Annotated in this window: 15 protein-coding genes; 10 read left to right on the forward strand and 5 right to left on the reverse strand. The window is 72.9% G+C overall.

Annotation, left to right across the window (positions count from 1 at the left end):
• Positions 1–11: 11 nt before the first annotated feature.
• Positions 12–866: an alpha/beta fold hydrolase gene (locus tag ADK86_RS18585; RefSeq protein ID WP_053697581.1), complete on the reverse strand. Its 855-nt coding sequence runs from the start codon at positions 864–866 to the stop codon at positions 12–14.
• A 164-nt stretch (positions 867–1030) separates the two neighbouring features.
• On the opposite strand from ADK86_RS18585, the gene ADK86_RS18590 reads away from it, so the two are divergent.
• The gene (locus ADK86_RS18590) at positions 1031–2200 is read left to right on the forward strand and encodes a cysteine desulfurase family protein (protein ID WP_053697582.1); all 1170 of its coding nucleotides are present in this window, start codon (positions 1031–1033) and stop codon (positions 2198–2200) included.
• A 13-nt stretch (positions 2201–2213) separates the two neighbouring features.
• On the opposite strand, the gene ADK86_RS43175 is transcribed toward ADK86_RS18590, so the two are convergent.
• Both ADK86_RS43175 and ADK86_RS18600 read right to left on the reverse strand, forming a co-directional pair.
• Positions 2214–2768 (reverse strand): hypothetical protein, encoded by a 555-nt coding sequence (locus tag ADK86_RS43175; protein WP_053697583.1) that lies wholly within the window; start codon positions 2766–2768, stop codon positions 2214–2216.
• A gap of 48 nt (positions 2769–2816) precedes the next feature.
• Complete coding sequence (locus ADK86_RS18600; RefSeq protein WP_053697584.1) at positions 2817–3515, reverse strand: N-acetylmuramoyl-L-alanine amidase; 699 nt, start codon at positions 3513–3515, stop codon at positions 2817–2819.
• 54 nt (positions 3516–3569) lie between these two features.
• Here ADK86_RS18600 and mnmA point away from each other — a divergent pair, with 54 nt between their 5' ends.
• Positions 3570–4691, forward strand: a complete 1122-nt coding sequence (gene mnmA, locus ADK86_RS18605) for a tRNA 2-thiouridine(34) synthase MnmA (protein ID WP_003984976.1) — start codon at positions 3570–3572, stop codon at positions 4689–4691.
• Positions 4692–4713: 22 nt separating this feature from the next.
• Here mnmA and ADK86_RS18610 read toward each other — a convergent pair whose 3' ends face one another.
• Complete coding sequence (locus ADK86_RS18610) at positions 4714–5772, reverse strand: aldo/keto reductase (RefSeq protein ID WP_053697623.1); 1059 nt, start codon at positions 5770–5772, stop codon at positions 4714–4716.
• A gap of 211 nt (positions 5773–5983) precedes the next feature.
• On the opposite strand from ADK86_RS18610, the gene ADK86_RS18615 reads away from it, so the two are divergent.
• A complete protein-coding gene (locus ADK86_RS18615; RefSeq protein WP_053697585.1) occupies positions 5984–6790 on the forward strand; it encodes a VC0807 family protein in 807 nt (268 codons plus the stop codon).
• Here ADK86_RS18615 and murJ read toward each other — a convergent pair.
• The gene (murJ, locus tag ADK86_RS18620) at positions 6756–8456 is read right to left on the reverse strand and encodes a murein biosynthesis integral membrane protein MurJ (protein ID WP_107088506.1); all 1701 of its coding nucleotides are present in this window, start codon (positions 8454–8456) and stop codon (positions 6756–6758) included. The two genes, ADK86_RS18615 and murJ, sit on opposite strands and share 35 nt — an antisense overlap.
• Before the next feature lie 185 nt (positions 8457–8641).
• Here murJ and gdhA point away from each other — a divergent pair, with 185 nt between their 5' ends.
• The 7 genes from gdhA to gatC all read left to right on the forward strand — a co-directional run bounded on the left by gdhA (position 8642) and on the right by gatC (position 17670).
• The gene (gene gdhA, locus ADK86_RS18625) at positions 8642–10024 is read left to right on the forward strand and encodes an NADP-specific glutamate dehydrogenase (protein WP_053697587.1); all 1383 of its coding nucleotides are present in this window, start codon (positions 8642–8644) and stop codon (positions 10022–10024) included.
• A 93-nt stretch (positions 10025–10117) separates the two neighbouring features.
• The gene (locus ADK86_RS18630; RefSeq protein WP_053697588.1) at positions 10118–10660 is read left to right on the forward strand and encodes a TIGR00730 family Rossman fold protein; all 543 of its coding nucleotides are present in this window, start codon (positions 10118–10120) and stop codon (positions 10658–10660) included.
• Between the two features lie 139 nt (positions 10661–10799).
• Positions 10800–11489 (forward strand): SDR family oxidoreductase, encoded by a 690-nt coding sequence (locus tag ADK86_RS18635; RefSeq protein WP_053697589.1) that lies wholly within the window; start codon positions 10800–10802, stop codon positions 11487–11489.
• 134 nt (positions 11490–11623) lie between these two features.
• Positions 11624–12652, forward strand: a complete 1029-nt coding sequence (locus ADK86_RS18640) for a methionine synthase (RefSeq protein WP_053697624.1) — start codon at positions 11624–11626, stop codon at positions 12650–12652.
• 31 nt (positions 12653–12683) lie between these two features.
• Entirely contained in the window at positions 12684–14900 is a 2217-nt protein-coding gene (ligA, locus tag ADK86_RS18645) for an NAD-dependent DNA ligase LigA (protein WP_030592864.1), read from the forward strand.
• 156 nt (positions 14901–15056) lie between these two features.
• The gene (locus tag ADK86_RS18650) at positions 15057–17174 is read left to right on the forward strand and encodes a putative bifunctional diguanylate cyclase/phosphodiesterase (RefSeq protein WP_033021692.1); all 2118 of its coding nucleotides are present in this window, start codon (positions 15057–15059) and stop codon (positions 17172–17174) included.
• Positions 17175–17373: 199 nt separating this feature from the next.
• Positions 17374–17670 (forward strand): Asp-tRNA(Asn)/Glu-tRNA(Gln) amidotransferase subunit GatC, encoded by a 297-nt coding sequence (gatC, locus tag ADK86_RS18655; protein ID WP_003984986.1) that lies wholly within the window; start codon positions 17374–17376, stop codon positions 17668–17670.
• The last annotated feature ends 3 nt before the right edge of the window (positions 17671–17673 follow it).

The raw sequence follows: 17673 nt of genomic DNA on the forward strand, positions 1-17673 counted from the left end.
TACGAGGCGCGTTACGCCGGTCCGCTCCCGTCCGCCCCCGCGAACGCGGCGAGCACCGCCGCCAGTTCGGCCGGCGCGTCCTCCTGCACGAGGTGCCCGGCCCCCTCGAACAGGTGCAGGCGGGCGCCCGGGACGGCCGCCGCCAGCTTGTGCGCCCAGGCGACGGGCAGCCAGGTGTCCTCCGCTCCCCAGCACACCAGCGTCGGTACGGCGAGTTCGCCCAGCCGTCCGTCGAGGTCCTCGGTGAGGTCGAGCGGGTTCTGCTCGATCTGCCGGTAGAAGGCGGCCTGCCCTTCCTCGGTGCACCACGGCGCGACGATCCGTTCCAGGGCGGCCGGGTGCAGTCCGGGGTGGCTGCCCGAGCCGATGTACTCGGTCACCAGCGCCCGGTGCAGGCCCGCCGGCAGCCGGCCGAACACGTCCGGGTGGCTGCCGAGCAGCCGGTACGTGGGGGAGCCCCAGCCGGTCAGGACGACCGCGTCGAGCAGGGCGAGGCGCCGGTAGCGCAACCCGTGTACGAGGTGGGCGCGCAGTGCCACGTAGCCGCCGAAGTCGTGGGCGGCCACGGTGGGTTCGCGGGTGTCCAGGCCCCAGTGCGCGAACAGTTCGGTGAGGACCTCGGCCTGTTTGGCGAGGGAGACGTCCTGTCCGGTGGCCATCTCGGAGTCGCCGTAGCCCGGCATGTCCCAGACGTACACCTGGAACCGTCCGGCGAGCGCCCGGGCGACGTCCCGCCAGATGTAGGAGGAGAACGGCGTCCCGTGCAGCAGGACCAGGGGCGGCGCGCCGTCCTCCCCGAAGGTGGTCCAGCGCACGGCGCCGGCGGTGCTGCGGTACGTACGGTCCAGTCGCCAGTGCTGTGTCATGACCGTAAGGCTAGACACTCCTTACAGAGGTGTCGAGGGGTTTCACGGAACCCGTACCGGTCCGCCCGGCGGCCCCGGATGCGCGGGTGTGGCCCGGGGCGTGCGGGCAAGCCCCCACGCGCTCGGCACGCGCCCCCGCGCCTGCTCGTAGAATCGTGCGCACCATGGTTTACCTCGACCACGCCGCCACCACCCCGATGCTCCCGGAGGCGGTGCAGGCGATGACCGCCCAGCTGACCGTCACCGGCAACGCGTCCTCGCTGCACGCCGCGGGCCGGCGGGCCCGGCGCACCGTCGAGGAGGCGCGGGAATCCCTCGCCTCCGCGCTCGGCGCGCGCCCCAGTGAGGTGGTCTTCACCGCGGGCGGCACCGAAGCCGACAACCTCGCGGTCAAGGGCCTGTACTGGGCCCGCAGGGACGCCGACCCGGCCCGCACCCGCGTCCTCGCCAGCCCCGTCGAACACCACGCCGTCCTGGACGCGGTGGAATGGCTCGCCGAGCACGAGGGCGCGCGCGTCGAATGGCTGCCCGTCGACGCGTACGGACGGGTGCACGCCGACGCGCTGCGCGAGGCGATCGCCCGCGACCCCGACGATGTCGCGCTCGCCACCGTGATGTGGGCCAACAACGAGATCGGCACCATCATGCCGGTCCGGGAACTGGCCGGGGCGGCGGCGGAGTTCGGCATTCCGCTGCACGCCGACGCGGTCCAGGCGTTCGGGCAGGTGGAGGTGGACTTCGCCGCCTCCGGACTGGCCGCGATGACCGTCTCCGCGCACAAGATCGGCGGACCGTACGGCGTCGGCGCGCTGCTGCTGCGCCGGGAGTACGCGCCCGTACCCGTCCTGCACGGCGGCGGTCAGGAGCGGCAGGTGCGCTCCGGCACGCTGGACACCCCCGGCATCGCCGCGTTCGCCGCCGCCGCGCGGCACGCCGTCGCGCACCGCGAGGAGTTCGCCCGCGACATCGGCGCGCTGCGCGACGACCTCGTCAAGGCCGTACGGGCCGCAGCCCCCGACGCCGTCCTCGGCGGCGACCCCGACCCGGCGGGCCGGCTCCCCGCCAACGCGCACTTCTCCTTCCCCGGCTGCGAGGGCGACTCCCTGCTGCTCCTCCTGGACGCGCAGGGCATCGCCTGCTCCACCGGCTCCGCCTGCACGGCGGGCGTCGCCCAGCCCAGCCACGTCCTGCTCGCCGCGGGCATGGACGCGGACCTGGCCCGCGGCACGCTGCGCTTCTCGCTCGGCCACACCTCCACCGAGGCGGACGTGGCGGCGGTGGCGGAGGCGATCGGCCCGGTGGTGGAACGGGCGCGGAGCGCGGGCCTGAGCTGAGGCGCGCCCCCGCTCACCGGGCCAGGCCGGCCACGGCCCGCACGAGCAGCCGCCAGGACGGCTCGGCGCCGGTGCCGAAGGCCGTGGCGAGGGCGTACCCGACCGCGGCGTCCTCGCGCAGCGGCGGCGCCACGTCCTGGTGCCAGTCGGCCCACACGTGCCCGGCGCCGTCCGAGGAGAAGTCCGCGATCCGGCGGCCGTCCTTGACCAGGCGGCTGCCGCTGGGCGAGTCCGGCAGCAGCCGGTAGAGGATGCCACCGTAGATCACGTCCACCCGGTGGGAGCGCCGGGTCGACCGCCCCTGGCCGGGGGAGATGTGTCCGGGGCGGCCGTCGACGGTCAGCCGGAGAGCGGCGGCGTCGCGGGTGCCGATCGGTACGGACCCGTCCGGGACGGCCTCCGGGGCCCGGCGCAGCTCGGCCGTCGGCACCCGCTCGCCGCGCACCGTCAGCAGGCCCGCCGCCGCGTCCAGGTCCAGGGCGACCCGGCCGAAGACGCGGTCCTCGGCGAGGCCGGGCCCCGGGCCGTGGCCCGTGCGCCCGGCGGCCGGGGCTCTGTCGTACGCCATGAGGGGTCCGTTCCACGTGGGGCGCGGCGGCGCCCGGGCGCGCCCTTGTCACGCCCCCGACGCCGGGGACGGGCGGCGCAGCTCGGCGCGCACCAGGTCCAGGTACAGCCGCCAGTTCCAGTGTGGCCCGGGATCGGTGTGGTCGGTGCCCGGTACCTCCACATGGCCCACGATGTGCTGCCGGTCGGCGGGGAAGCCGTAGCGGCGGCAGATCCCGGCGGTCAGCCGCGCCGATGATGCGTACATGGCAGGGGTGAAGGAGGCCGGGCGGTCCACGAAGCCCTCGTGCTCGATGCCGATGCTGCGCTCGTTGTACGCGCGGTTGCCCGCGTGGTACGCCACGTCCAGCTCCCGGACCGTCTGCGCCACCACCCCGTCCTTGCGCACCACGTAATGCGCGGCGGCGCCGTGCGTCGGGCTCTGGAAGACGCGCAGGGCGTCCGTGTAGCCGCCCTGGACGACGTGGATGACGACCCGGTCGATCGGGTAGTCGTCGGGGCGCTCGGCCTGGCGCCAGTTCGCCGGGGCGGCCGGGACCCAGCGCGCGGAGGTGTAGTCCACCGCACCGTCCGTCCGCGGCTTCTTGCGGCCCGGCAGCTGCCACCACCAGCGCGCCACCTCGCCGTGCAGTGCGTACACAGCGCCGCCGGCCGCGACCGTGCCGACGCTGCCGAGCAGCAGGGCGCGTCTGCTGAACCCCTGGCCGCTGCCGCCGCCGGCCCGGCCGGCTCCCCCCGCGTCTCCCATGCGCTGCACAACGCTTGGGGGCCCGTCACTGGTTCCGTCTACCCTGGAGTGGTTATGACGACTGACGCTCCCCGCCGCCTCCGCGTGCTCGCCGCCATGTCCGGCGGTGTCGACTCCGCCGTCGCCGCCGCCCGCGCCGCCGAGGCGGGCCACGACGTGACCGGTGTGCACCTCGCGCTCTCCGAGAACCCGAAATCCTTCCGCACCGGCGCCCGCGGCTGCTGCACGATCGAGGACTCGCACGACGCGCGCCGCGCCGCCGACGTCATCGGCATCCCGTTCTACGTCTGGGACCTCGCCGAACGCTTCCGCGAGGACGTCGTCGAGGACTTCTTCGCGGAGTACGAGGCGGGCCGCACGCCCAACCCCTGCCTGCGCTGCAACGAGAAGATCAAGTTCGCCGCGCTGCTGGACAAGGCGCTCGCCCTCGGCTTCGACGCGGTCTGCACCGGCCACTACGCCACGATCGTGGAGCGCCCGGACGGCGGCCGCGAGCTGCACCGCGCCTCCGACATGGCCAAGGACCAGTCCTATGTCCTCGGCGTGCTGGACGACCGGCAGCTCGCGCACGCCATGTTCCCGCTCGGCGACACCCTCACCACCAAGGCGGAGATCCGCGAGGAGGCCGCCCGGCGCGGCCTGTTCGTCGCCAAGAAGCCGGACAGCCACGACATCTGCTTCATCGCCGACGGCGACACCCAGGGCTTCCTCGCCAAGCGGCTGGGCCGGGCCGAGGGCGACATCGTCGACGAGTCCGGCGCCAAGGTCGGCACCCACGAGGGCGCGTACGGCTTCACCATCGGCCAGCGCAAGGGCCTGCGCATCGGCACCCCGGCCCCGGACGGCAAGCCGCGCTACGTCCTGGACATCTCCCCGGTCGACAACACCGTCACGGTGGGCCCGGCCGAGTCCCTGGACGTGACCGCGCTGACCGCCGTACGCCCGCGCTGGTGCGGCGCCGCGCCGACCGGCCCCGGCACGTACACCGCCCAGCTGCGCGCCCACGGCGGCGAGACGGAGGTCACCGCGGAGCCCGTCGACGGCGGGCTGCGCGTCACCTTCGCCGAGCCGGTCCGCGGCGTCGCCCCCGGCCAGGCCATCGTGCTGTACGACGGCACGCGCGTGGTGGGCTCGGCGACGATCGCGACGACGGACCGCGCCCGCGCGGTGGCCTGACCGGCGGGCGCGGGCCGGTCTCTCAGAGCACGCCGTGCACCGACCGGCGGTAGGTGGTCCGCCGGTCCTGCACGGCCTCCCAGCGGTCGCCGTAGACGTTCTGCGTGATCGCGGGCTCCGCCAGGAAGTCGTGCGGGAAGCCCAGCGGCACGGCGCTCACCTCGTCGAGCCGCCGCAGCGCGTCGGCGTCCAGCTCCACGTCCACGCTCGCGAGGTTGTCGGCGAGCTGGCTCTCCTTGGTGGCGGCGATGATCGGAATGACGTTCCCGGGGCGCTGCCGCAGCCAGGCCAGCGCCACCTGCGCCGGGCTCCAGCCGCCCTGCTCCGCGACCTCCAGCACTGCCGTGACCGTCGCCTCCTCCTGCTCCGACGCGTGGCCGCCCTCGCCGGTCACGTCCAGCCGGCCGCGCTCGCCGCGCCGGTACTTGCCGGTGAGCTTGCCGGCCGCCAGCGGGGCCCAGGCCAGTACGGCCAGGTCGAAGGCGCGCGCCTGGGGGAGCAGCTCCCGTTCCGGCGTGCGCTCCAGCAGGCTGTAGCGCAGCTGGGAGCCCGCGAACGCGGTCCAGCCGCGCAGCTCGGCGAGGGTGTTGGCCTGCGCGATCTCCCAGGCCGGCCAGTCGGACACGCCGACGTAGTGCACCTTGCCGGACCGTACGACGTCGTCCAGCGCGCGCATCACCTCCTCGACCGGGGTGAAGTTGTCCCGCGCGTGCACCCACAGGACGTCGAGGTGGTCGGTGCGCAGCCGGGCCAGGCTCTGTTCGACCGACTGCACCAGGTTCTTGCGGTGGCTGCCCGCCGCGTTCGGGTCGCCCTGGCGGGTGGCGCAGGTGTACTTGCTGGCCAGCACGAAGCGGTCCCGGCGGCCTTCGAGCAGCTCGCCGAGGATCGTCTCGGCGCTGCCGTCGGTGTAGTTGTTGGCGGTGTCGATGAAGTTGCCGCCCGCGTCCTCGTAGGCGTCGACGATCCGCGCACTGGTGTCCTTCGAGGCGCCCCAGCCCCAGTCGGAGCCGATGGTCATGGCGCCGAGGCTCAGCTCGCTCACCCGCAGACCGGTCCTGCCGAACAGTGTGTAACGCACGAAGAGTTCCCTCTCGCTCGGGTCGTGGATCACTCGGGTCCTGGATCAGACGCTAGGAGCTGGAGTGCCCTCCAGGGCAAGCCGCCCGGCCGGGTGCTGACAAATGTCACGGCGAAGCCGGTACACGCGGTACTGCCGCGGCACGGGGTGCCCGGGCGAAGCTGAGGGCGTCGTCACGGACGGACGGCGCGGACAGCGACTCGGAGGACCCATGAACAGCCAGGCCCCGCACGGCACGGAAGCGGCCACCGGCACCGGTACGGCCACCGCCCCCGCGCCCGGCTCGAAGCTGGAGGGCCCGCGGGCGCTGCTGCTGGACGCCGGCATCCCGATCGCGTCGTACTACCTCCTCACCGGCGCCTTCGGCATGAGCACCCTCGCCGCGCTGGCCTGGAGCGGCGCGCTGCCGGCCGCCCGCTCGCTGTGGAGCCTGGTCGGGGAGCGCCGTTGGAACGCCGTGGCCACGCTGATGACGGCAACCAACGTCGTCGGTCTGCTGCTGAGCCTGGTGGCGGGCGACGAGCGGCTGATGATGGCCAAGGACAGCGCCGTGAGCAGCACCTTCGGCCTGGCGGTACTGATATCCGCGCTGATCGGGCGGCCGATGATGGCGCCCATGCTCAAGCCGTGGATCACCAAGGGGGACGCGGCCAAGAGCGCCGTGTGGGACCGGCTGACGGCGGAGTCGGCGTGGTTCCGGCGGGTGCAGCGGCGGCACTCGGCGGTGTGGGGCGCGGCCCTGCTGGGGGAGTGCGTGGCCCGGGTGATCGGCGCGTTCACCCTGCCCGTGGACACGATGGTGTGGCTGGGCACGGTGATGCTGATAGCGGCGATCGTGCTCGCCATCGTGGCCAGCGGGGTGATCGGCATCGACAAGATGGAGAAGCTGGTACGGGCCGCAGCGGAGATGGAGACGGCAGCCGGGGCCGGGACGGCGGCCGGAGCGGCGGCTCCCGCCCCGGCCGGTGCCCCGGTCCCCGAGGTCAGCGCAACCCCGGCAGGGACCGCAGCTCGGTGATCCGCAGCACGCGGGCCAGCAGCAGGAAGAGCAGGGCCATGGTCGCGGCCCCGGCGGCGAGGGCGAGCGCCGTGGACCAGAAGGCGTCCCCGGTGGCACCGGCACAGGCATGGGCCGCCGCCCAGCCCACCGCCCCGGCCGCCAGCGCGGCACCGGTCAGCTTGCCGTACGTACGGCTCAGCCGGCGCCCGTCGAGCCGCCCCTCCAGCCGGCGGCGCAGCAGGAACGCGCTGGCCAGCAGCCCGACGGCGTACGCCACGGCGTACGCGGCGGCCATCCCGGTGACCGCCCACCGGGCCGGCAGCAGCAGGTGGCAGGCGGTGGCGAGCGCGATGTTGACGGCGGAGATGCACACGGCCAGCAGGAACGGCGTACGGGTGTCCTCGAAGGCGTAGAAGCCGCGCAGCAGCAGCGACTGGGCGGAGAACGGGATCAGGCCGAGCCCCAGGGCCTGGAGCATCTGTCCCAGCGGCACGGCGGACTCGGCGCTGGCGGCGCCGTGCGCGTACAGCAACTGCGCCATCTCCGGGCCGAAGGCCACGAAGAAGACAGCAGCCGGCACGATGACCGCGCCACTGACGCGCAGCGCGCGGGAGAGGTCGCCGCGCAGGTCGTCCAAGCGCTGCTCGGCGACCGCCCGGGTCATCCGGGGCAGCAGTGCGGTGATCAGCGAGATGGTGACGATGGACTGCGGCAGCCCCCAGATGTTCTGGGCGTAGCTGTACGAGGAGAAGCCGACGCCGGCCTTGGGCAGTTCCTGGTCGGCGGCGGTCGCGTAGTGCGCGACGATCGTCATGGAGACCAGGTTGGCCAGCACGAACAGCAGCGTCCAGCGCGCCGCGTTGGCGCTCTTGCGCAGCCCGGTGCCGCGCCAGTCGAAGCGCGGCCGGAAGCGGAACCCCGCCTCGCGCGCGTAGGGGATCAGCGCGAGCGCCTGGAGGGCGATGCCGATCGTGGTGCCGACGCCGAGCAGCCGCACCTGCGCGTCGGTGATCTCCGCCACCGTCTCCGGAACGGTCAGCAGGCCCACGTACGCGCCGAACATGGCGATCAGGACGACGTTGTTGAGCACCGGCGTCCACATCATCGCGCCGAACTTCCCGCGCGCGTTGAGCACTTGCCCGAAGATGCCGTACACCCCGTAGAAGAAGATCTGCGGCAGCAGGAACCGGGCGAAGACCACGGTCAGTTCGTAGGCGGCGTGGTTGTCCGGCGTGTCCGTCGTGTACAGGCTCACGATCCCGGGCGCCGCCCACACCGCGAGCAGCGTGCCGATGCCGAGGATCGTCAGTACGAGGGTGACCAGCCGCTGTTCGTGCGCCCGCCCCCCGTCCGGGTGCTCCGCCCGGGCCCGGACGAGCTGCGGCACGAGCACGGCGTTGAGCGCGCCGCCGATCAGCAGCGTGTACAGGCTCATCGGGACCAGGTTCGCCGTGTTGTACGTGGTGGCCAGCAGCCCCGTACCGAGGGCGGCGGCCTGGAGGACGCCCCGGAACAGGCCCGTCGCCCGGGAGACGACCGTGCCCGCGGCCATCAGGAGCGAGGAGCGGCGCAGGCTGCCAGAGGGCGGGCCGGATTCATCGCTTGACGCGGCATTCACGCCCCCGCCCCCGGTGTTGTCCGCCGTGTTCTTCCTGTGCGTATGCGTACGCATTCCCTCCACCATGACGGCAACCTAAACCCAGGACTTCACCGAACGCGACTTCCGCCCCGGTGGCCCCCGGCGGCCCGCGTGCCCATAGGCTCGGCGGCAGCGACGGGACGCCCGAGGGCCGCCCGGCCGGATCGTGGCGCCTTCGCGCGGGTCCGGGCCGCCGGAGGTCCTTCGCCGGCCACGAAGGGAAGAAAGACATGTCGACAGTTCACGCCGGAACCGGTGCGGCCGGCCGCGGAACAGCGGTGTCACTGGAGCGGCTGCACAGGGAACTGGTGCGCCGCAACCCCGGGGAACCCGAGTTCCACCAGGCCGCCCTCGAAGTGCTGGGGACCCTCGCCCCGGCGCTGGCGGCCCGTCCCGAATACGCCGAGGCCAAGATCGTGGAACGGCTCTGCGAGCCGGAGCGCCAGATCGTCTTCCGCGTGCCCTGGCAGGACGACGCGGGCACCGTCCACATCAACCGCGGCTTCCGGGTGGAGTTCAACAGCGCGCTCGGGCCCTACAAGGGCGGGCTGCGCTTCCACCCCTCCGTCAACCTCGGCATCGTCAAGTTCCTCGGCTTCGAGCAGATCTTCAAGAACGCGCTCACCGGCCTGAACATCGGCGGCGGCAAGGGCGGCAGCGACTTCGACCCGCACGGCCGCTCCGACGCCGAGGTGATGCGCTTCTGCCAGTCCTTCATGACCGAGCTGCACCGGCACCTGGGCGAGCACACCGACGTACCGGCGGGCGACATCGGCGTCGGCGGCCGGGAGATCGGCTACCTCTTCGGCCAGTACCGGCGGATCACCAACCGCTGGGAGGCCGGGGTGCTGACCGGCAAGGGCCTCGGCTGGGGCGGCTCCACGGCCCGCACGGAGGCCACCGGCTACGGCAACGTGCTGTTCACCGCCGAGATGCTGCGGCGGCGCGACGAGGACCTGGACGGGCAGCAGGTCGTGGTCTCCGGCTCCGGCAATGTCGCGATCTACACCATCGAGAAGGCCCAGGCGCTCGGCGCGAACGTGCTGACCTGCTCGGACTCCGGCGGCTATGTGGTCGACGAGAAGGGCATCGACCTCGTCCTGCTCAAGCAGGTCAAGGAGGTCGAGCGGGGCCGTATCGAGGAGTACGCCGACCGGCGCGGCGCGTCGGCCCGGTACGTGCCGGGCGGGCGGGTGTGGGACGTGGCATGCGATGTGGCGCTGCCGTCCGCCACCCAGAACGAACTGGACGCGGACGCCGCGCGCATCCTGGTGCGCAACGGCGTCAAGGCCGTCTCCGAGGGTGCCAACATGCCCACCACGCCCGAGGCGGTGGCCCTCCTCCAGGAGGCCGGGGTGGCCTTCGGGCCGGGCAAGGCCGCCAACGCGGGCGGCGTGGCCACCAGCGCGCTGGAGATGCGCCAGAACTCCGGCCGCGAGTCCTGGTCCTTCGAGCGCACCGAGGGCGAACTCGCGACGATCATGCGCACCATCCACGACACGTGCGCCGAGACCGCGGAGCGCTACGGGGCGCCCGGGGACTACGTCACGGGCGCGAACATCGCGGGCTTCGAGCGGGTAGCGGAGGCGATGGTGGCGCAGGGGCTGATCTGACGGGAGAGGCGGTGGGGCGACGGACAGCGCTTCTGTCGGCCCCGACCGGCCGGTGCCGGTCCGCTGTCGGTGGCGGCTCATAGAGTGACCGGTATGAACATCTGTGTCTTCTGCTCCGCCGCCGACCTCGACGCCCGCTACACCACCCCCGCACGGGAGTTCGCCGAGCTGATCGGCAAGGGCGGCCACGCGCTGGTGTGGGGCGGCTCGGACACCGGCCTGATGAAGGTCATGGCCGACGGCGTGGAGACGGCCGGCGGCCGGCTCGTCGGCGTCTCGGTGGACTTCCTCGCGCACAAGGTGCGGCCCGGGGTCGACGACATGGTGATCACGAAGGACCTCGCCGAGCGCAAGGCCGAGCTGCTGGCGCGCGCCGACGCGATCGTCGTCATGGTCGGCGGCACCGGCACGCTCGACGAGGCCACCGAGATCCTGGAGCTCAAGAAGCACGGCCTGCACACCAAGCCCGTGGTGCTCCTGAACACCGCCGGTTTCTACGACGGCCTCAAGGAGCAGTTCCAGCGCATGGAGGACGAGGGCTTCCTCCCGCTGCCGCTCACGGAGCTGGTCTTCTTCGCGGAGGACGGGGCCGGCGCGCTGGCGTACCTGGAGGAGCGGGCGGGCATCCAGGGCTGACGGGGACGGGGGTACGGAGCGAGGCGTACGGAGCTGGACGTACGGAGCGGCGGGGCCGCCCGGCTCGTCTCGGAACCGGTGATTCCGCTCCGCGCGGACGCACCCGCCCCGGCCCGCCGCCCGTCGTTAGGATCGCCCCATGGGTACGCACTTGATCACGGGCGCAGGATCGGGCATCGGAGCGGCGGTCGCGCGGCGGCTCGCGGACCGCGGCGAGGAGCTGTGGCTGCTGGCACGCGACGCGGGCCGCGCCAAGGAACTGGCCGAGCGGTTCCCCGGCGCCCGTACGGTGGTCGGCGACCTCGCCGCCCCCGAGAAGCTGGACTGGGCCTTCGGCAAGCAGTCGCTGCCGGACCGGCTGGACTCCCTGATGCACATCGCGGGCGTCGTCGAACTGGGCGCGATCGGCGACCTCGGCCCCAAGGCGTGGCAGCGCACGCTCGCCGCCAACCTCCTCTCGCCCGCCGAGCTGACCCGCCAGTTCCTCCCGCAGCTGCGGATCGCCAAGGGCCACGTGATCTTCGTCAACTCGGGCGCCGGCCTGAACGCGAACGCCCAGTGGGGCGCCTACGCCGCCAGCAAGCACGGCCTGAAGGCGCTGGCCGACTCGCTGCGCGCCGAGGAACACGGCAACGGCGTACGGGTGACCTCCGTCTACCCGGGCCGCACCGCCACCCCCATGCAGGAGAGCGTCTTCCGCCAGGAGGGCCGGGAGTACGACGCCTCGCAGTGGATCGACCCGGAGTCGGTCGCCACGACCATGCTCACCGCGCTGGACCTGCCGCGGGACGCGGAGATCAACGATCTGACGGTGCGTCCGGGGCGGTGAAAGACCGCGTCTTCAGCTGACCAGGGTCGGCAAGAACCAGCCCGTCCGGCGTTTGAGGACAAGCGAGCCGTAGGCGATGCGGTAACGGCCCCCGGCCCACGCGGCCCATGGACCACACCGCATACCCTCAGGTCGTGACCGAGAACAACACCCCCGCCCGCCTCGCCGGCAACGCCGGCACCGGCACCGCCACCGGCATCGGCTCGATGCCGGGCGGCGACGCCCGCGAGGCCGCCAGGACCGTGACCGGCTCGCTGGAGACGCTGCCGTACTTGCCGGAGCTGCCCGCCCGAGGGCCCGGCGCCGACATGATCGGCCGGACCGCCGGCCTCCTCGTCGAGGTGTACGCCCATGTGGAGCCGAGCGGCTGGCGGATCAGCGACCGGCCCGGCCGGGACACCCGGCGCGCCCGGTCCTGGATGGGTGAGGACCTCGACGCGCTGGAGGAGTTCACCCAGGGCTACGAGGGCGACCTCAAGGTCTCGGTGGTCGGCCCCTGGACCCTGGCCGCCGCCCTGGAGCTGCGCAACGGCGAGGCCGCCCTCGGCGACCCCGGCGCCTGCCGGGACCTGACGGCGTCGCTGGCCGAGGGCGTGCGCGCGCACCTCGCCGACCTGCGGCGCCGGGTGCCCGGCGCGCGCCCGGTGCTCCAGCTGGACGAGCCGTCCCTGACCGCCGTCCTGCGGGGCAGTGTGAAGACGGCGAGCGGCTACCGCACGCACCGCGCGGTGGACCGCGCCGTCGTGGAGGGCGCCCTGCGCGATCTGATCACCGCCGCCGGCGGCGTACCGGTGATCGTCCACTCCTGCGCCCCGGACGTGCCCTTCGCCCTGCTGCGCCGCGCCGGCGTCTCCGGCATTTCATTCGATTTCGGGCTGCTCACCGAGCGTGAGGAGGAGGCGATCGGCGAGGCGGTCGAGGGCGGCACGACACTGCTGGCGGGCGTGGTGCCGGGCGTGGACGGCCCATTGTCAGACCCTGCCGGTAGCGTCATGGGTGTCAGGACGCTGTGGCGCAGGCTGGGGCTGTCGCCGGGGACTCTCGCCGAGTCCGTGGTGGTCACCCCGTCGTGCGGACTGGCGGGCGCTTCGCCCGCATATGCCCGTACGGCCCTCGCCCACTGCGTCCGGGCCGCGAGATCGCTCGCAGACAACCCTGAGTGACGGCACTCAAGGACCACGGGAGGACGTAACGGTGGCCGGCGAAGAGCAGCAGGCGGGGCACGCGGTGCCCGCGAAGGCGCGGGAAGAGCACGCCCATCTGGCCGAGCAGATCGAGGAGCACCGCTTCCGCTATTACGTCAGGGACGCCCCCGTCATCAGCGACGCGGAGTTCGACAAGCTGCTGCGCTCGCTGGAGGCGCTGGAGGAGAAGCACCCGGAGCTGCGCACCCCCGACTCACCGACCCAGAAGGTCGCCGGGCAGTACGAAACCGAGTTCACCGAGGTCGCCCACCGCGAGCGGATGCTCTCGCTGGACAACGCCTTCGACGACGAGGAACTGGCCGCCTGGGCCGAGCGGATCGCGACGGAGCTGGGCGGCGACCCCAAGAGCGCCGGCTACCACTTCCTGTGCGAGCTGAAGGTCGACGGCCTCGCGGTCAACCTGACGTACGAGAACGGCCGGCTCACCCGCGCCGCCACCCGCGGCGACGGCCGTACGGGTGAGGACATCACGCCCAACGTCCGCACCATCACCGAGATCCCCGACCGCCTCAAGGGCGACCGCGTCCCGGAGCTGGTGGAGATCCGCGGCGAGGTCTACTTCCCCATGGAGAAGTTCCTCGAACTGAACGAGCGGCTGGTCGCCGACGGCAAGCCCCCGTTCGCCAACCCGCGGAACGCCGCCGCCGGCTCGCTGCGCCAGAAGGACCCCAAGGTCACCGCCACCCGCCCGCTCCACATGGTGGTCCACGGCATCGGCGCCCGCGAGGGCTTCGACATCGACTGCCAGTCGCACGCGTACGGCCTGCTGCGCGAATGGGGCCTGCCCACCTCCGACCACAACGAGGTCGTGGACTCCCTGGAGGCCGTGCGCGACTTCATCAAGCGCTACGGCGACCCGGAGACCCGGCGCACGGCCGTCGCCCACGAGATCGACGGCACGGTCGTCAAGCTGGACGAGATCGCCCTCCAGGGCCGCCTCGGCTCCACCTCGCGCGCCCCGCGCTGGGCGATCGCGTGGAAGTACCCGCCGGAGGAGGTCAACACCAAGCTGGTGGACATCCGCGTCGGCGTCGGCCGCACCGGCCGCGTCACGCCGTACGCCGTGGTCGAGCCGGTCACCGTCGCCGGCTCCGAGGTCGAGTTCGCCACGCTCCACAACCAGGACGTGGTCAAGGCCAAGGGCGTCTACATCGGCGACACGGTCGTGCTGCGCAAGGCGGGCGATGTGATCCCGGAGATTCTGGGGCCGGTGGTGGACCTGCGGGACGGCAGCGAGCGGGAGTTCGTGATGCCCGCCGAGTGCCCCGAGTGCGGTACGGCGCTCCAGCCCGCCAAGGAGGGCGACGTCGACCTGCGCTGCCCCAACGCCCGCTCCTGCCCCGCCCAGATCCGCGAGCGGCTGTTCTACCTGGCCGGCCGCAAGTCCCTGGACATCGAGAACTTCGGCTATGTGGCCGCCACGGCGCTGAGCCAGCCCCTGGAGCCCGCCGAGCCGCCGCTGAAGGACGAGGGCGATCTCTTCAGCCTGTCCATCGAGCAGCTGCTGCCCATCAAGTCCTATGTGCTGGACCCGGACAGCGGGCTGCCCAAGCGGGACCCCAAGACGGGTGAGGAGAAGGTCGTCACCTTCTTCGCCAACCAGAAGGGCGAGCCGAAGAAGAACGCCCTGGCGATGCTGGAGAACATCCAGGCGGCCAAGGAGCGCCCGCTGGCGCGCATCCTGACCGGACTGTCGATCCGTCATGTCGGCCCGGTGGCGGCCCAGGCGCTGGCCATGGAGTTCCGTTCGCTGGACCGGATCAGGGACGCGAGCGAGGAGGAGCTGGCCGCCGTCGAGGGGGTCGGCGCGACCATCGCGGCCTCGCTCAAGCAGTGGTTCGCCGAGGACTGGCACCGCGAGATCGTGGAGAAGTGGCGGGCCGCCGGTGTCCGGATGGAGGAGCAATCTGCCGAAGATGAAGGCCCGCGGCCTCTGGAAGGCGTCACCGTCGTTGTAACGGGCACACTTCAGTCACACACCAGAGATGGCGCGAAAGAAGCCCTGCAGCGGCTCGGAGCGAAGGTGACCGGTTCCGTTTCGAAGAAGACCGGTTTCGTGGTGGTGGGAGACAATCCTGGTTCGAAGTACGACAAGGCCATGCAGTTGAAGGTGCCTGTGCTGGACGATGACGGCTTCGCGGTGCTGCTGGAGCAGGGTCCCGATGAAGCACGAGCGGTAGCTGTCACTCCGCCTGAGGGCGAGTGAGGAGTCACCTCATCGGCGCATAGCAGATGGTTCCGGATGGCCGGGTCGCATTCGGGCAACCGCTGCCGATCGCTGCCCGTGGCGGCCTTCTGCGGCCTACTGTTGAGGTGTGCGCCTGCCGTGGCGCGGGCACAGCCGGCTGTGAGAGGTATCGGAATGAAACCGACCGACAGCGCCGCTCCGGCGTCGCGGCTTGGCCGGCTCGTCGTGCCCGCGCTGCCCGCGGCCGTCGTGCTGGCGGCGGGCGGCGCGCTCGCGGCGGGAGTGGTCCGGACGCTCGGCGCCGGCCGGGCGCTCTTCCCGGAAGGCGCCGTCGGCTGGGCCCTGGCCATCCTCACCGGCGTGATCGTGGGCCATCTGGTCGCACTCGGCCGCGACCGCTGGTGGGGCGGCACCGGCTCGGGCGCGGCCCTGGCCCTCGCCGTCCTGCTGCTGTACGGCTGGGTGCCCGCCGTCCTGGTGAGCGTGGCCGTCGTCGTCCTGGTCGGCGCGGCCCGCCGGCACCGCTGGCGACAGGCCCTGCTGCACGGCGCGGTGGACGTCCTCGGGATCGGCGCCGCGGCGCTGGGCCTCGCCGCCTTCCATGTCGTACCGACCATCGAGCACCCGTGGCAGCCCGCGGCCTGGGACCTGTCCGTCCTGCCGGACATCCTGGTCGCGGCGCTCGCCTATCTCCTGGTCACCCGCTCCCTGCTGTGGTTCACGATGGCGCCGCGCAGCGGCGGCCTGCCGAGCATCGCCCGGACGGCGCTGGCCCGGCAGGCCCTGGTCGGCGTGGCGCTGCTGGGCATCTCGCCGCTGATCGTGGTCGCCGCCGTGCACGCGCCGTTCCTGCTGCCGATGTTCGCGGTCCCGCTGATCGCCCTGGACTCCACCCTGTGGATCGCCCGCGCCCGCGCCGAGGAGCAGCTGCGCGACCCGCTGACCGGCCTGCCCAACCGGCAGTGGCTGCTGGAGCGCACCTGGACCGCGCTGGACGACGCCGAGCGTATCGGCGCCCGTTCCGCCCTGGTCCTGATCGACCTCGACCGCTTCCGTTCGGTGAACGACACCCTCGGCCACCTGGCCGGCGACCGGCTGCTGCTCCAGATAGCCGACCGGCTGCGGCACGCACTGCCACGCGGCGCGGAGGCCGCCCGCCTCGGCGGCGACGAGTTCGCGGTCCTGCTGCCCACCGCCGACTCCCTGACCAGCGCCCAGCGGGTGGCCCGCAACCTGGTCGCCGCGCTCGGCTCGCCGCTCGACCTGGACGGACTCACCCTCGTGCTGGAGGCCAGCGCCGGGGTCGCCGTCTTCCCCGACCACGCGCTGGACGCCGAGGGCCTGCTGCGCCGGGCGGACGTGGCCATGTACCAGGCCAAGCGGGACCGCAGCGGCGTCGAGGTCTACGAGGCCAAGCGCGACGGCAACACCCCGGACCGCCTGGGCCTGTTGGGCGACCTGCGCCGCGCGCTCGACGCCGGTGACGTGGAGCTGCACTACCAGCCCAAGGTGGGCTTCGACGGGCATGTGGCCGGGCTGGAGGCGCTGGTCCGGTGGGTCCATCCGGAGCGCGGCAGGGTTCCGCCGGACGAGTTCATCGCCATCGCCGAGTCCTCCGGGCTGATGCCGCGCCTGACCGAGTACGTCCTGGAGACCGCGCTCGCCCAGGTGGCCCGGTGGCGCGCCTCCGGCCTGGAGGTGCCGGTCGCGGTCAACGTCTCACCCCGTGACGTGCACACCCCCGGCTTCGCCGGAGCGGTGGCCGCCCGGCTGGCCCGCCATCAAGTGCCGCCCGGGTCGCTCCAGTTGGAGATAACGGAACACGTGCTGCTGGAGGACCCGCAGCGGGCCGCCGACACCCTGGCCGGGCTGACCGGGCACGGCGTCAAGATGTCCCTGGACGACTTCGGCACCGGCTATTCGTCCCTCGTCCACCTGCGCCGCCTCCCGGTCAGCGAGCTGAAGATCGACCGCAGCTTCGTCGCCCGGCTGGCGGTGGACAACGAGGACGCCGAGATCGTCCGCTGCACCCTGGACCTGGCCCACTCGCTGGGCCTGCTGGTGGTCGCCGAGGGCGTCGAGGACGACGAGACCTGGGAGCGGCTGCGCGATCTGGGCTGCGACGCGGTGCAGGGCTGGCTGGTCGCCGCCGCGATGCCGCCGGACGAGACCACCGCCTGGCTGCGGGCCCGCGGCGAGCGCGGCTGGCAACGCGAGACGGAGCGGTCCGTCACGGAGCCCCAGCACGAGCGCGCCGCGGCGGTCGAGGAAGCCGACCAGCGCGTCACCTGAGCTCCGGCACCCCCGCGGGCCGCCCGCCCGCGCAGGGCCGGCTCCTTTCCGTACGGCCGCCCGCCCCGCCCCGTACGCCCCGGGAGCAGTGCCCGGCGAGCCGCACCGGGAATGCGTTTCGAACCTCTATTGCGTACGCCATAGGATTGGGCCGGACATCTGGAAGAACAGCCAAGACACTCACCCTGAGGATCGCTGCATGCCTGGCATCACGCGCGAGGAGGTCGCCCACCTCGCCCGGCTGGCGCGCTTGGAGCTGAAGGACGAAGAGCTCGATCACTTCGCCGGACAGCTCGACGACATCATTGGCGCGGTCGCCCGCGTCTCCGAGGTCGCCGACCAAGACGTACCGCCGACCTCCCACCCGCTGCCCCTGACCAACGTCATGCGCCCGGACGTGGTCCGTCCCTCGCTGACGCCCGAGCAGGCGCTGTCCGGCGCCCCGGCCCAGGAACAGCAGCGTTTCAAGGTGCCGCAGATCCTGGGGGAGGAGTGACCG

It is taken from the genome of Streptomyces sp. NRRL F-5755 (assembly GCF_001279365.1).
In the GTDB taxonomy this organism is placed as follows: Bacteria; Actinomycetota; Actinomycetes; order Streptomycetales; family Streptomycetaceae; genus Streptomyces; species Streptomyces rimosus.